The sequence below is a fragment of the Comamonas sp. AG1104 genome, from assembly GCF_003350425.1.
GTDB classification, from domain to species: domain Bacteria; phylum Pseudomonadota; class Gammaproteobacteria; order Burkholderiales; family Burkholderiaceae_C; genus Comamonas; species Comamonas testosteroni.
Genome location: NZ_QQAS01000004.1, coordinates 355,872 through 367,993 on the forward strand (window position 1 = coordinate 355,872; position 12,122 = coordinate 367,993).

The 12,122-nt window shown below is 63.0% G+C and carries 13 protein-coding genes; 9 read left to right on the plus strand and 4 right to left on the minus strand.

Features of this window, described 5'->3' with window-relative positions; translation table 11 throughout:
- Positions 1–107 precede the first annotated feature (107 nt).
- A complete protein-coding gene (gene recX / locus DFO48_RS13460) occupies positions 108–584 on the plus strand; it encodes a recombination regulator RecX (protein WP_003072161.1) in 477 nt (158 codons plus the stop codon).
- 62 nt (positions 585–646) lie between these two features.
- Positions 647–1,381 carry a hypothetical protein gene (locus DFO48_RS13465; RefSeq protein WP_114863702.1) on the plus strand — a complete coding sequence of 245 codons (735 nt, stop codon included), beginning with the start codon at positions 647–649 and terminating at the stop codon, positions 1,379–1,381.
- Between the two features lie 25 nt (positions 1,382–1,406).
- On the opposite strand, the gene yddG is transcribed toward DFO48_RS13465, so the two are convergent.
- The 3 genes from yddG to argC all read right to left on the minus strand — a co-directional run bounded on the left by yddG (position 1,407) and on the right by argC (position 5,078).
- Positions 1,407–2,327, minus strand: a complete 921-nt coding sequence (gene yddG / locus DFO48_RS13470; protein WP_114863703.1) for an aromatic amino acid DMT transporter YddG — start codon at positions 2,325–2,327, stop codon at positions 1,407–1,409.
- Positions 2,328–2,464: 137 nt separating this feature from the next.
- Positions 2,465–3,877: a D-serine/D-alanine/glycine transporter gene (cycA, locus tag DFO48_RS13475; RefSeq protein ID WP_003072165.1), complete on the minus strand. Its 1,413-nt coding sequence runs from the start codon at positions 3,875–3,877 to the stop codon at positions 2,465–2,467.
- A gap of 268 nt (positions 3,878–4,145) precedes the next feature.
- Positions 4,146–5,078 carry an N-acetyl-gamma-glutamyl-phosphate reductase gene (gene argC, locus DFO48_RS13480; protein WP_114863704.1) on the minus strand — a complete coding sequence of 311 codons (933 nt, stop codon included), beginning with the start codon at positions 5,076–5,078 and terminating at the stop codon, positions 4,146–4,148.
- Between the two features lie 472 nt (positions 5,079–5,550).
- On the opposite strand from argC, the gene sucC reads away from it, so the two are divergent.
- From sucC to DFO48_RS13510, 6 genes are all read left to right on the plus strand, one after another.
- Complete coding sequence (sucC, locus tag DFO48_RS13485) at positions 5,551–6,711, plus strand: ADP-forming succinate--CoA ligase subunit beta (RefSeq protein ID WP_003060063.1); 1,161 nt, start codon at positions 5,551–5,553, stop codon at positions 6,709–6,711.
- A gap of 20 nt (positions 6,712–6,731) precedes the next feature.
- Positions 6,732–7,631: a succinate--CoA ligase subunit alpha gene (gene sucD, locus DFO48_RS13490; RefSeq protein ID WP_003060065.1), complete on the plus strand. Its 900-nt coding sequence runs from the start codon at positions 6,732–6,734 to the stop codon at positions 7,629–7,631.
- A gap of 145 nt (positions 7,632–7,776) precedes the next feature.
- Positions 7,777–8,469 carry a TerC family protein gene (locus DFO48_RS13495; RefSeq protein WP_003072171.1) on the plus strand — a complete coding sequence of 231 codons (693 nt, stop codon included), beginning with the start codon at positions 7,777–7,779 and terminating at the stop codon, positions 8,467–8,469.
- A 135-nt stretch (positions 8,470–8,604) separates the two neighbouring features.
- Positions 8,605–9,039 (plus strand): MerR family transcriptional regulator, encoded by a 435-nt coding sequence (locus DFO48_RS13500; RefSeq protein ID WP_114863705.1) that lies wholly within the window; start codon positions 8,605–8,607, stop codon positions 9,037–9,039.
- On the plus strand, positions 9,039–9,473 hold the full coding sequence (locus DFO48_RS13505; RefSeq protein WP_114863706.1) for a PaaI family thioesterase: 435 nt from the start codon (positions 9,039–9,041) through the stop codon (positions 9,471–9,473). Before DFO48_RS13500 ends, DFO48_RS13505 begins: the two co-directional genes overlap by 1 nt.
- Positions 9,474–9,594: 121 nt before the next feature.
- On the plus strand, positions 9,595–10,164 hold the full coding sequence (locus tag DFO48_RS13510) for a dihydrofolate reductase family protein (RefSeq protein WP_114863707.1): 570 nt from the start codon (positions 9,595–9,597) through the stop codon (positions 10,162–10,164).
- On the opposite strand, the gene DFO48_RS13515 is transcribed toward DFO48_RS13510, so the two are convergent.
- Positions 10,161–11,045 (minus strand): DMT family transporter, encoded by an 885-nt coding sequence (locus DFO48_RS13515; protein WP_114863708.1) that lies wholly within the window; start codon positions 11,043–11,045, stop codon positions 10,161–10,163. The genes DFO48_RS13510 and DFO48_RS13515 overlap by 4 nt on opposite strands.
- 232 nt (positions 11,046–11,277) lie before the next feature.
- Here DFO48_RS13515 and pyrF point away from each other — a divergent pair, with 232 nt between their 5' ends.
- Positions 11,278–12,105: an orotidine-5'-phosphate decarboxylase gene (pyrF, locus tag DFO48_RS13520; protein WP_003072183.1), complete on the plus strand. Its 828-nt coding sequence runs from the start codon at positions 11,278–11,280 to the stop codon at positions 12,103–12,105.
- Positions 12,106–12,122 lie beyond the last annotated feature (17 nt).

The window sequence follows — 12,122 nt, forward strand, 5'->3', positions numbered from 1 at the left end:
TCCCTGGCTTGATGAACGCCAGTGTCTGAGTACGGGCCTCATTGCTCAAAAGGTTTGCCATCTTTGCGCAGGTTCGTCCTGCGCCTTTTTGTTTCTGGAGATGCGTCGTGAGCTTTGCCAAGCTTTCACTCAAGGGCCGCGCCCTCAAGCTGCTGGCGCAGCGCGAGCATTCGCGGCTGGAGCTGCAGCGCAAGCTGGCCGCCCATGTAGAGGAGGGCGATGATCTGAATGCCGTGCTCGACGAGCTGGAGCAGCGGGGCTTCATCAGCGTGGAGCGCGTGGTCGAGTCTGTCTTGCGCAGCAAGGCCGGCCGATATGGTGCAGCGCGTCTGGTGCATGATCTGCGCAGCAAGGGGCTTGATGACGAGACCGTGCGTCAGGCGGGCGAGCAGCTGCGCGGCAGCGAGCTGCAGCGCGCGCGCGCGCTGTGGTGCAAGCGCTTTGGCAGCGTGCCCGTCGACCTCAAGGAAAAGGCCAGGCAGCTGCGCTTTCTGGCTTCGCGCGGCTTTTCGGCAGATGTGGCTTCACGCGTGCTGCGCGATGCCCCATACTCCCCTGCACCCGACTGCGAGGACGAGGACTGAGGCGGCCACCCGGTCCCCGCCCGCCTGCGGCGGCAACAGCTTCTTACACCGGAGGGACCCACGTGCTGACTGCTTCGCAACCCCCTGATGCCCCATCCGCCCTGCGCGTGGGCCTGAGTGCCGGCAAATCGCTGCTGGGCGGCCTGATGCTCGGTGCCTTGCTGGCCCTGGTGCTGGGCTGCGGCGCGGCCGTGTTCTATTTTTCCCGCCTGATGGCCGACCCCGGCCAGGGCATTCATGCCTCGGCCCATACCGGCATCTACGGCGCCGTGATCAGCCTGCTGATGTCGCCGCCGCTGCTGGTGGCTGTGGTGCTGATCTTCATCATCCCCGCCTATCTCATGGTCGGTCTGCAGCTGGGCCGCGCTCGCGCGGCAGGCAAGCTGGTGGCGCGCTACGGTCAGGGCCTGGCCGAGCGTCTGGCGGCCATGCTGGCGCAGCGCATCGAGGCCCTGCCCAGCGCTCACAAGGCCCTGCACAAGGCGGCCGACCTGCTCACCGTGGGCGCTGCGATGGAGCATCTGCAGCCCTGGGTCGGCAACGGGCGTGCCGTGCAGTTCGTGGTGCGCAGCGTGCTCAATCGTCTGCCGCTGGCCGATCTGCTCGAGGAATGGGGCCACACGCGCGCCCAGTGGGGCAGCGAAGGCGGCAAGGACGATCCGGCGCTGCGCGCCTTTCTGGGCGCCCGCATCCAGGAGATGCTGCAGGGCCTGACCGAGCCGCCCTGGACGCTGCTTTGGATCTTGCTGGCCGGACATGCCGCCGTGCTCGGCTTTGGCATCTGGCTGACTGCCTGAGGGCCCGGGCGGGCGCGGTGCAGGCCTAGTCCCGGCTGCTGCGCGTCGCCCACCAGCAGATCAGCGAGCCCAGCGTGACCAGGGCCACGCCCTGCCAGAAGCTCCAGCCCGGCAGCACCTGCAGCAGGGCGCTGGCCATCAGCGCCGAGAGCACGGGCGTGAAATAGGACGCCGCTGCCAGCAGGGCCAGCTTGCCATGCTGGATGCCATGCTCCCAGCAGCTATAGCCCAGCGCCGTGAGTGCGCCGACCAGGACCACCTGGCCGGCGGTGAGCCAGGTCCAGTGCATGGGCTGTGGGTCGCCCAGCATCAGCCATTTGAGCCACAGCGCCAGGGCAGTCCAGGTCACGAACAGGCCCACGGCGTTGAAGCCCGCACCGTGGCGGCGCGCCAGCAGTGAATAGGCCGGCCAGAGCAGGGCGGCGGCAAAACCCATGCCATAGGCCAGCGGGTTGCCCAGCACATGGCTCCACATGACCGGCAGGCTGAAGCTTTCGCCGCCCAGCACGCGCGCCAGGCCCCACAGGCAGATCAGTACGCCGGGCCACAGCCACCAGCGTGCCGCCTGCTGGCCGCACAGCACGGCCAGCACGATGGTGAGGCTGGGCCAGAGGTAGTTGATGAGCCCGATCTCCATGGCCTGGTTACGATCGTGAGCCAGGCCCACGGCCACGGACAGGCAGATCTCGTAGACCACGAACAGCAGGCCGCAGCCCCAGAGATAGGCCGGATGCATGCTGCGCCAGCGGGCCAGCTCGCGCCAGCCCTTGCGTCCGCGCGCCACGGCGATGCACAGCGCGGCCATGGTGTAGAGGCAGGCTGCGCCGCCGACCGGGCCCAGCGGCTCGGCCACGGCGCGCATCAGACCCACGGTGCAGCTCCAGCAGAGCACGGCCAGCAGGCCTATCGGGGTGGCGCGGTGCTGAAGGTTGGGATTCTGGGACATAGGACCGGCCGGGTTATCAAAACAATAGCTGCTTGCGCCCGTCAAATAAGGAATTTCAGGTGAAACACCTGAAATTCCATGCTGGGAAAGCGTCAGCTGCTATCCAAAACAAGAATGCCGCGCATTGTGCGCCGAGCTTACTGAATGGCCACCACGCCGGCTGCGGCGCGCTTGCGCACGAACTGGTAGGCCACGCCCAGCAGCACAAACCACAGCGGGGTGACGATCAGCGCCTGGCGCGTATCGTCCTTGAGCGTGAGCAGCACCAGAATACCCGCGAAGAAGGCCAGGCAGGCCACGCACATGGGAACGCCGCCGGGCATCCTGAAGCGGGAGGCCAGGTGCAGCGCTGCACGCTGGCGGCGGTAGGCGATGTAGGACAGCAGAATCAGCGACCAGACAAACATGAACAGAATGGCCGATACCGTGGTCACCAGGGTGAAGGCTTCCATCAGATCGGGAATCATCCACATCAGGAAAGCGCCTGCCAGCAGACAGATGCACGAAAACATGAGGCCGCGCGAAGGCACGCTGCGCGAGGACAGGGTGCCGAAGGACTTGGGCGCATCGCCCTTGAGCGACAGGCCGTAGAGCATGCGGCTGGTGGAGAACACTCCGCTGTTGGCCGAGGAGGCGGCCGAGGTCAGCACCACGAAGTTGATGATGCCGGCGGCGGCGGGCAGACCGGCCAGCACGAACAGTTCCACAAACGGGCTCTTGCCCGGCACCACGTCGCGCCAGGGTGTGACGGTCATGATGGCCACCAGCGCCAGCACGTAGAAGACGATGATGCGCACGGGAATCGAGTTGATGGCGCGCGGCAGCGTGCGCTCCGGATCCTTGGCCTCGGCGGCGGTGGTGCCCACCAGTTCGATGCCGACAAAGGCGAACACCGCAATCTGGAAGCCCGCGAAAAAGCCCATCAGGCCGTTGGGGAACATGCCGCCGTCATTCCAGAGATTGGCCAGCGCAGCCTGACGGCCCGCAGGCGATACAAAGCCCGAGAACACCATCCACAGGCCCACGCCGATCAGCGTCACGATGGCCACGATCTTGATCATGGCGAACCAGAACTCGGTCTCGCCGAACAGCTTCACCGTCAGCAGGTTCAGGCCCAGCAGCAGCAGCACGCAGGCAATGGCAGGCAGCCACTGCGGGATGTCGGGGAACCAGAACTGCGCGTAGCCGGTGATGGCAATCACATCTGCGATGCCGGTGACGATCCAGCAGAACCAGTAGGTCCAGCCCGTGAAAAAGCCCGCCCAGGGGCCCAGCAGATCGGCAGAGAAATCGATGAAGGAGCGGTACTGCAGATTGGACAGCAGCAGCTCGCCCATGGCCCGCATCACGAAGAACAGCATGATGCCGATGGCCATGTACACAAAGACGATGGACGGCCCGGCCAGGCTGATTGTCTTGCCCGAGCCCATGAACAGGCCCGTGCCTATGGCGCCGCCGATGGCGATCAGCTGTATGTGGCGGTTGGTGAGGTTGCGTTGCAGGTGGTCGTGGCCATCCTGGCCCGGCGCGCCTGATGCCTTGCGAGTCATCTGAGGGAAACCTTTGCAAAAGTTGCCGTCGCCACGAACGGCAACGCCGCCGCTGCGGCGCCGGACCGCAATGGCTGGCAGGAAACCTGAAATCCTAGGAGTCGGCAAGGATAAACCAAGCCGGTCTATGGCATCAGGGGTATTGGAATCCGGGCTGGTGCTGGGCAGGCATCAGGGATATGGAGCGAATGCAGACGCAGGCTCCCGTCGGACAAGCGCCTGCTGCTATGACAACCGTAGCGAGTCGAAGCCCAGGCCGGGCCCGCGCTTACAGGCCCAGCATGAGCTGCAGGTTCTGCACGGCGGCACCGCTGGCACCCTTGCCCAGATTGTCCAGACGTGCGATCAGCACGGCCTGGCGATATTGCTCGTTGGCAAACACGCGCAGCTCCAGCTTGTTGGTATTGGCCAGGGTGTCGGCGGCCAGCTTGTTGTCGTCCGTGGGCGGCAGCACGCTGACCCAGTTGGCGCTGGTGTTGGTCTGGGCGTAATGGCTGGCCAGCGCGTCGTGCAGGTCGGCGGCCTTGGGCGCGCCGGGCAGCAGATCCAGGTGCAGCGGCAGCTGCACCAGCATGCCCTGGGCAAAGTTGCTCACGGCGGGGATGAACACGGGGCGGCGGGTCATGCCGGTGTAGTGCAGGATTTCGGGAATGTGCTTGTGCGACAGGCCCAGAGCGTAGGCTTCGTAAGGTGCAGCATCGCCGCCTTCATAGGCCTCGATCATGGTGCGGCCGCCGCCGGTGTAGCCGGACACGGAAGGCAGGCTCACGGGGTAGTCGGCGGGAATCAGGCCGGCAGCCACCAGCGGTGCCAGCAGGGCGATGGCGCCAGTGGCGTAGCAGCCGGGGTTGGAGACCCGGGTGGCGCTCTTCACGGCGTCGAGCTGGCCGACGCGCAGTTCGGGGAAGCCGTAGACCCAGCCTGCGGCCGTGCGGTGGGCGGTGGAGGCGTCGATGATCTTGATGGCGCGGCCGGTTTCTGCGGTGATGGAGTCCACCATGGCTGCCGTTTCACGGGCGGCATCGTCGTGCAGGCAGAGGATGACCAGATCCACACCGGCAATCAGAGCGCGTTTGGCGGCCGGGTCCTTGCGCAGTGCGGGGTCGATGCTGACCAACTCCACACCTGCACAATCGACCAGACGATCACGGATCTGCAGACCCGTGGTTCCTGCTTCTCCGTCAATAAAGACTTTTGCCATTGCATTTTCTCCTGCACCGGCGCGCGCATTTCTTGGTTTATATGCCGCTGCCTGCGGCACCATTGCCGCTTTCCGAGCGGTGATTGTCCTTGAATCTCGTCAGGGATGTGCATTGCCTGTCTTTTAGGCAAGTCTTGCGCGAATGGCCCAGTAGACGTAGCAGCTATTCGCAGTTGTCAGCACATTGCCAGCCGCTGCCTCAATGCCTTTAACTCGTATATAAGACATAAGAAAGTTGCGGGAAGAAAAGATATCGTGTAGGAATAATTTCCCTAAAGAATTCAAGGCATTGCAGCTGTTTCCGGAACACGACAAAGTTGCGCGAAATTGTGGATTTTGCGCATGTTCAGGTGTCGTTTTGCGCGGTGCAGCATGGTACATTCCTGCTCGCCATGTCATATGAACCCGATGGCCAGGCTCCCCCGAGTCGGTGGCAAGCGGGTATTTCCCCTCAGTTCAGAGAGACAAAGTCATGAAGATTCATGAATACCAAGGCAAGGAAATCTTGCGCCAATTTGGTGTGCCCGTTCCCCGTGGCATTCCTGCGTTTACCGTGCAAGAGGCTGTTGAAGCAGCCCAGAAGCTGGGTGGACCCGTGTGGGTGGTGAAGGCCCAGATTCACGCTGGCGGCCGCGGCAAGGGCGGCGGCGTGAAGGTTGCCAAGTCCATCGAGGACGTGCAAAAGCTGTCCGAGCAGATCCTGGGCATGCAGCTGGTGACTCACCAGACCGGCCCCGAAGGCCAGAAGGTTCGCCGCCTGTATATCGAAGACGGCGCCGACATCAAGAACGAGCTGTATGTGTCGCTGGTGACTGACCGCGCCACACAGAAGGTTGCCCTGATCGCTTCCAGCGAAGGCGGCATGGACATCGAGGAAGTGGCTCACTCCACTCCCGAAAAGATCATCACCGAGATGATCGACCCCCTGACCGGCATCACCGAAGCGCAATCGCGCAAGGTGGCGGCTGCCATCGGTCTGGAAGGCAAGTCCGTGGACCAGGCCGTGGATCTGTTCGCCAAGATCTACAAGTGCTACATGGACACCGACGCGTCGCTGGTGGAAATCAACCCCCTGAACTGCGACTCCAAGGGCGACCTGATGGCCCTGGACGCCAAGTTCAACTTCGACCCCAACGCGCTGTTCCGTCACCCCGAAATCGTGGCCTTCCGCGATCTGGACGAAGAAGACGCTGCTGAAATCGAAGCCTCCAAGTTCGATCTGGCCTACATCTCCCTGGATGGCAACATCGGCTGCCTGGTGAACGGCGCCGGTCTGGCCATGGCCACCATGGACACCATCAAGCTGTTCGGCGGCGAACCTGCCAACTTCCTGGACGTGGGCGGTGGCGCTACGGCCGAGAAGGTGACCGAAGCCTTCAAGATCATGCTCAAGAACCCCGAAGTCAAGGGCATTCTGGTCAATATCTTCGGCGGCATCATGAAGTGCGACACCATCGCCAACGGCGTGGTCACAGCCTGCAAGGCCGTGAACCTGTCCGTGCCTCTGGTCGTGCGCATGAAGGGCACCAACGAAGAGCTGGGCAAGCAAATCCTCAAGGATTCCGGTCTGCCCATCATCGCTGCTGACACCATGGCTGAAGCAGCGACCAAGATCGTTGCTGCCGTTAAGTAATACGCCCCGGAGATAGAAACATGTCGATCTTTATCAACAAAGACACCAAGGTCATCACCCAGGGCATTACTGGCAAGACCGGTCAGTTCCACACTGAAAAGTGCCAGGAATACGCGAACGGCAAAAACTGCTTCGTGGCAGGCGTGAACCCCAAGAAGGCTGGCGAAAAGATTTTCGACATCCCAATCTTTGGTTCCGTCAAGGACGCCGCCAAGGAAACCGGCGCTACCGTGTCCGTGATCTATGTGCCTCCCGCAGGTGCTGCTGCTGCCATCTGGGAAGCGGTTGAAGCCGATCTGGACCTGGCCATCTGCATCACCGAAGGCATCCCCGTTCGCGACATGCTGGAAGTGCGCAACAAGATGAAGGCCAAGGAAGCTGCTGGCGGCAAGAAGACTCTGCTGCTGGGCCCCAACTGCCCCGGTCTGATCACGCCTGACGAAATCAAGATCGGCATCATGCCCGGTCACATCCACAAGAAGGGCCGCGTTGGCGTGGTGTCCCGTTCCGGTACGCTGACTTACGAAGCCGTGGCTCAGCTGAGCGAACTGGGCATTGGCCAGTCCTCCGCCGTCGGTATCGGTGGCGACCCCATCAACGGTCTGAAGCACATCGACGTGATGCGCGCTTTCAACGACGATCCCGACACCGATGCCGTGATCATGATCGGTGAAATCGGCGGTCCCGATGAAGCCGAAGCTGCCCAGTGGTGCAAGGCCAACATGAAGAAGCCTATCGTCGGCTTCATCGCCGGCGTGACTGCGCCTCCCGGCAAGCGCATGGGCCACGCAGGTGCCCTGATCTCCGGCGGTGCCGACACGGCTGACGCCAAGCTGGCCATCATGGAAGAGTGCGGCTTCACCATCACCCGCAACCCTTCCGAGATGGGTCGCCTGCTGCAAGGCCTGCTGAAGAAGTAAGCCCGTGCAAAAGTTCGTGATACCGCGTTGAATTTACGCAGTATTACGAACTGGCAAGGTGGGCTTCGCGCCCTACACTGCCTCCACTCTTAAAAGAAAGCGCCGCGCAATGCGGCGCTTTCATATTCAAAACAGTGGAGTCAACATGGAAATGCTCAATAGCGCCGATTTCTGGATCGGCCTGGTGAAGATCATCTGGATCAACATCATCCTCTCCGGCGACAACGCCGTGGTCATCGCGCTGGCCGCGCGCTCCCTCCCCCCTGAACAGCAAAAGAAAGCCATCATGTTCGGCTCCGGCGCCGCCGTGGTGCTGCGTATCGTGCTGACCGTGGTCGCTGCCAAGCTGCTCGAACTCTCCTTCCTGCAAGTCGTGGGCGGCTGCCTGCTGCTGTGGATCGGCTATCAGCTGCTGACTGGCGACGAAGACGGCGAGGGCGAATCCAAGGGCCATGGCTCCATGATGACCGCCATCCGCACCATCCTGATTGCCGACCTGGTGATGAGCCTGGACAACGTGATTGCCGTGGCCGCTACCGCCCAGGGCAATATGGTGCTGCTGATCCTGGGTCTGGCCATCTCCATTCCCCTGGTGATTTTCGGCTCCACGCTGATGATCAAGCTCATGGAACGCTTCCCCGTCATCGTCACGCTGGGCGCGGCGCTGATCGGCTGGGTGGGCGGCGAGACCATCGTCAACGACAACCTGCTGCATGGCTACACCATGGCTCACCCCTGGCTGCACTATGCCGCTGCTGCAGCGGGCGCCGTGCTGGTGGTCGGACTGGGCAAGCTCATGCAGGCACGCTCTGCCAAGAAGGAAGTCGCCGCGGCCTGATTGCCCCGGAAGTCTTTCCCCAAAAAACGCACCGTGCTTTCACGGTGCGTTTTTTTTGGCTGCAGCGCGGATGACAAACTGTGTGAACATGGCCTCCAACCTTCGTGTAACCCCAGGCTTGTTAGCCTTGTTGCCATGCAGATATCGGAACTTGCCAGCCTGTCGGGTGTGTCCGTGCACGCCATTCGCCACTATGAGAGTCTGGGCCTGATTGCCGCCGCCCGGCGCCCCTCCGGCTACCGCGAGTTCGATGACAGCGTGATCCGCGAGCTGCGATTCATCGCCATGTCGCGGCAATGTGGCTTCTCCCTGGCGCAGATCGCCGAAGTGCTGCCGGCCTATCGTCGCAAGACGCTGACGGCGGCCCAGATGATTGCCAGGCTTGAGGAGCGCATTGCCGAACTGGATGCGGAGATTGCCCAGCGGCGCGCACTGCGCAAGCACCTGGTTTCACATATCGCATGGTTTGGCGAGCGCGAGCCGCAGCCAGCCTCGAAGCCAGGATTTCCGCGTGTTCGTGCGCGCGGCAGTGACGAGGCCGGTTTATCCGGTCGGAGCAGGAGGAAGTGATGACACCACAGAACGAGAATTTCGCCCGTGACGTACAGGCCCTGGTGCTTTCCATGCCGGTGGCGCAAATGCTGAAGCTGCGCTTTGAGCGCATGGAGCCAGGCGAGGTCGATCTCTGCCTGCCATACCAGGAAAGCCTGAGCTTCAGACCCGGACAGTTGCAGGCAACGCCGGTCTTTGCCATCGCGGACTTCGCCGCCGTATCGGCCGCAGGGACACTGCTGCCGACCGGCTGGCTCAATGCCACGATCGACTGCAGCATCAAATACCTGGCTCCTGCCGATGGCGAGACATTGCTGGCCCGTGGCCGGGTCATCCAGACCAGCAAGCTGCTGACGGTTGCCAGGGCGGATGTGTTTTCTCGCAAGGCGGGCCGGGAGCTGCTGTGCGCCACCATGCTGGCCACGGCGCGGAACCTGGCGCCTGCACAGTAGGGAGGCTTTCGGTGCTGTAGCGCCTGAACGGCGGATGCTGGGTGCTATCGAGATAGATTTTTCTCTATAGCTGGCCTGTAACCGACCGAGTCAGCGCCTTCAAGGCAAACTACAGCCCATCATGAAAACCCAGTACTACACCGCCTCCAGCCTGGACGGATTTCTCGCCACCGAAGACGACTCACTGGACTGGCTGTTTCCGTTGGGCAGCCTGACGCAGTCCAGCTATCCGGGCTTTATTGCGCAGGTCGGCGCGCTGGCCATGGGCTCATCCACCTACGAGTGGATGGTCCGCAATGCCGATGCGGTGAAGAAGGAGACCGGCGCGGCCTGGCCTTATGCGCAGCCTGCCTGGGTGTTCTCCAGCCGTCAGCTGCCGTTGATAGAGGGAGCCGATGTGCGCTTTGTCAGCGGCGATGTGCGGCCCGTGCTGGCAAACATGAGAGCTGCAGCCGGCGACAAGAACATCTGGATTGTGGGCGGCGGTGATCTGGCGGGTCAGTTCCATGACGCGGGGCTGCTCGATGAGGTGATTGTGCAGATCGGTTCGGCCACTCTGGGCCGTGGCAAGCCTTTGTTTCCGCGCCGCGTGCTGAGCCCTGTGCTGCAGCTGCAGACCGCACAGCAGATGGGCGCGGGCATGGCGGAGCTGCGCTACACCGTGTGCAAGACGCAGCTGCCTGGGAATTAACGGCTGTTTTTGGCAGGCCAGAGCACCGAGGCAATTGCCACCAGCATCAGGCAGACAGCAGTCCAGTCCTGCCAATGCAGGACCTCGCCCAGCCACCAGGCGCCCACAAAAACGCCGAGCACCGGAATCATCATCACGCTCAGCGTGGAGGCCACGGGCGGCAGGCTGCGAGCCAGATAGAACCACACGGCCTGGGCAAAGCCCAGCACTAGCACACCATTGAAAGCGATCGCAGCCAGAGCGCTCTGGTCGGGCACATGCCATTGCTGGCGCTCGAAAACAAAGGCCAGCAGGGTCAGCACCACGGTGGTGATGGCCACCATCCACAGCGACAGCGTCATCAGCGGCACCGGCGCCTCGGTGCGGCGCAGCAGCTGCGTGCCCCAGGCCCAGCCGGCGGCGGCGATCAGCATCAGCATCACGCCCAGGGGCTTGCTGCCCAGAGCGCCAACCTCATGCCACAGCAGCAGCAGCACGCCAGCGAAGGCCGCTCCCACGCCTGCCCAGGCGCGCGCGCCCAGCCGGTCCTTGAAGAACATGCTGCCGAACACGGCCGAGAAGATGGGCATGGTGTAGCCCAGAATCGCCGCGCGCCCGCTGGACAGCGTGGGAATGGCGATGATGATCAGGCAGTGCCAGAGCACCATATTGAACAGCGTGAGCTTGGCCAGCTGGCCCCAGTAGCTGCGCGGTATGGTCAGCGGCAAGCCCCTGCCGACGACAAAGAGGGCCAGAATGGGCAGGCCTATCCACATGCTGACCATGCGAAAGCTCAGGGGCGGGAAATGCTGCACGCCGAGTTTCATCACCGGCCAGTTCAGGCCCCAGACGATGGTGAGCAAGACGAGAAGAACGAGCTGTTTGGGCGTGAACGAAGGCATGGGGGTGGATTATCTCCCCCCGAAATGACTTTCTCCCCCTGTGGCGCTTCGCGCCTTCCCCCTCTCTCTACGCGCTGCGCGCTATGGGAGGGGGACGACAGCCTCGCTGCGGGGCGGCGGGGCCGCCCAGGCCCTTGCTCGCTGTCTCTCTGCTGGTGTGTGCCTGGTTTGACGCCTTGCTGCAAAACCTGTGGCAAGGCTTGGAAGGGGCGAACAATTAAAATCACGCTTTATGACTTTTATCGACATGCTGCGCGACGCGTCCACGCGCAATGACTCCATGCTGTGCGTGGGTCTGGACCCTGAACCCAGCCGTTTTCCTGGCGCCATGCAGGGCGATGCGTCCAAGATCTACGACTTCTGCGCAGCCATCGTCGATGCCACCCATGATCTGGTCAACAGCTTCAAGCCCCAGATCGCCTACTTTGCAGCCCACCGCGCCGAGGACCAGCTCGAAAAGCTGATGGAGCACATGCGCCGCGTGGCACCCCATGTGCCCGTGATTCTGGATGCCAAGCGTGGCGATATCGGCTCCACCGCCGAGCAATACGCCAAGGAAGCCTTCGAGCGCTATGGCGCCGATGCCGTGACGCTCTCGCCCTTCATGGGGTTCGATTCCATCACGCCCTATCTCAAGTACGAGGGCAAGGGAGCTTTTTTGCTGTGCCGCACCTCCAACCCCGGCGGTGACGATCTGCAGGCCCAGGTCCTGGCCGATGTGCCTGGCAACCCCCATATGTTCGAGCATGTGGCCAAGCTGGCCCAGGGCCCCTGGAACACCAACGGCCAGCTGGGCCTGGTGGTGGGTGCGACCCGTCCCAACGAGATCGAGCGCGTGCGTGCCGTGGCCCCCACCTTGCCGCTGCTGATTCCCGGCGTGGGTGCACAGGGGGGCGATGCCGTGGCAACCGTCAAGGCGGCCCGCATCGGCGGCGGACCCATCATCATCAACTCCTCGCGCGCCATTCTGTACGCAGGGCAGGGCGATGACTTTGCCAAGGCTGCACGCGAAGCCGCCATCGCTACGCGCGCCACGCTGCAGGCTGCAGCCCAGAGCTGAGCCAGGGTAGGCTCTGG

Bases quoted from the DNA above. Each gene is read 5' to 3' on its own strand.
- DFO48_RS13495 (WP_003072171.1), top strand. From the start codon at position 7,777: ATGGAAATGCTCAATAGCGCCGATTTCTGGATCGGCCTGGTGAAGATC.
- DFO48_RS13505 (WP_114863706.1), top strand. From the start codon at position 9,039: ATGACACCACAGAACGAGAATTTCGCCCGTGACGTACAGGCCCTGGTG.
- DFO48_RS13515 (WP_114863708.1), bottom strand. From the start codon at position 11,045: ATGCCTTCGTTCACGCCCAAACAGCTCGTTCTTCTCGTCTTGCTCACC.
- sucC (WP_003060063.1), top strand. From the start codon at position 5,551: ATGAAGATTCATGAATACCAAGGCAAGGAAATCTTGCGCCAATTTGGT.
- sucD (WP_003060065.1), top strand. From the start codon at position 6,732: ATGTCGATCTTTATCAACAAAGACACCAAGGTCATCACCCAGGGCATT.
- DFO48_RS13510 (WP_114863707.1), top strand. From the start codon at position 9,595: ATGAAAACCCAGTACTACACCGCCTCCAGCCTGGACGGATTTCTCGCC.
- pyrF (WP_003072183.1), top strand. From the start codon at position 11,278: ATGACTTTTATCGACATGCTGCGCGACGCGTCCACGCGCAATGACTCC.
- yddG (WP_114863703.1), bottom strand. From the start codon at position 2,327: ATGTCCCAGAATCCCAACCTTCAGCACCGCGCCACCCCGATAGGCCTG.
- DFO48_RS13500 (WP_114863705.1), top strand. From the start codon at position 8,605: ATGCAGATATCGGAACTTGCCAGCCTGTCGGGTGTGTCCGTGCACGCC.
- argC (WP_114863704.1), bottom strand. From the start codon at position 5,078: ATGGCAAAAGTCTTTATTGACGGAGAAGCAGGAACCACGGGTCTGCAG.
- cycA (WP_003072165.1), bottom strand. From the start codon at position 3,877: ATGACTCGCAAGGCATCAGGCGCGCCGGGCCAGGATGGCCACGACCAC.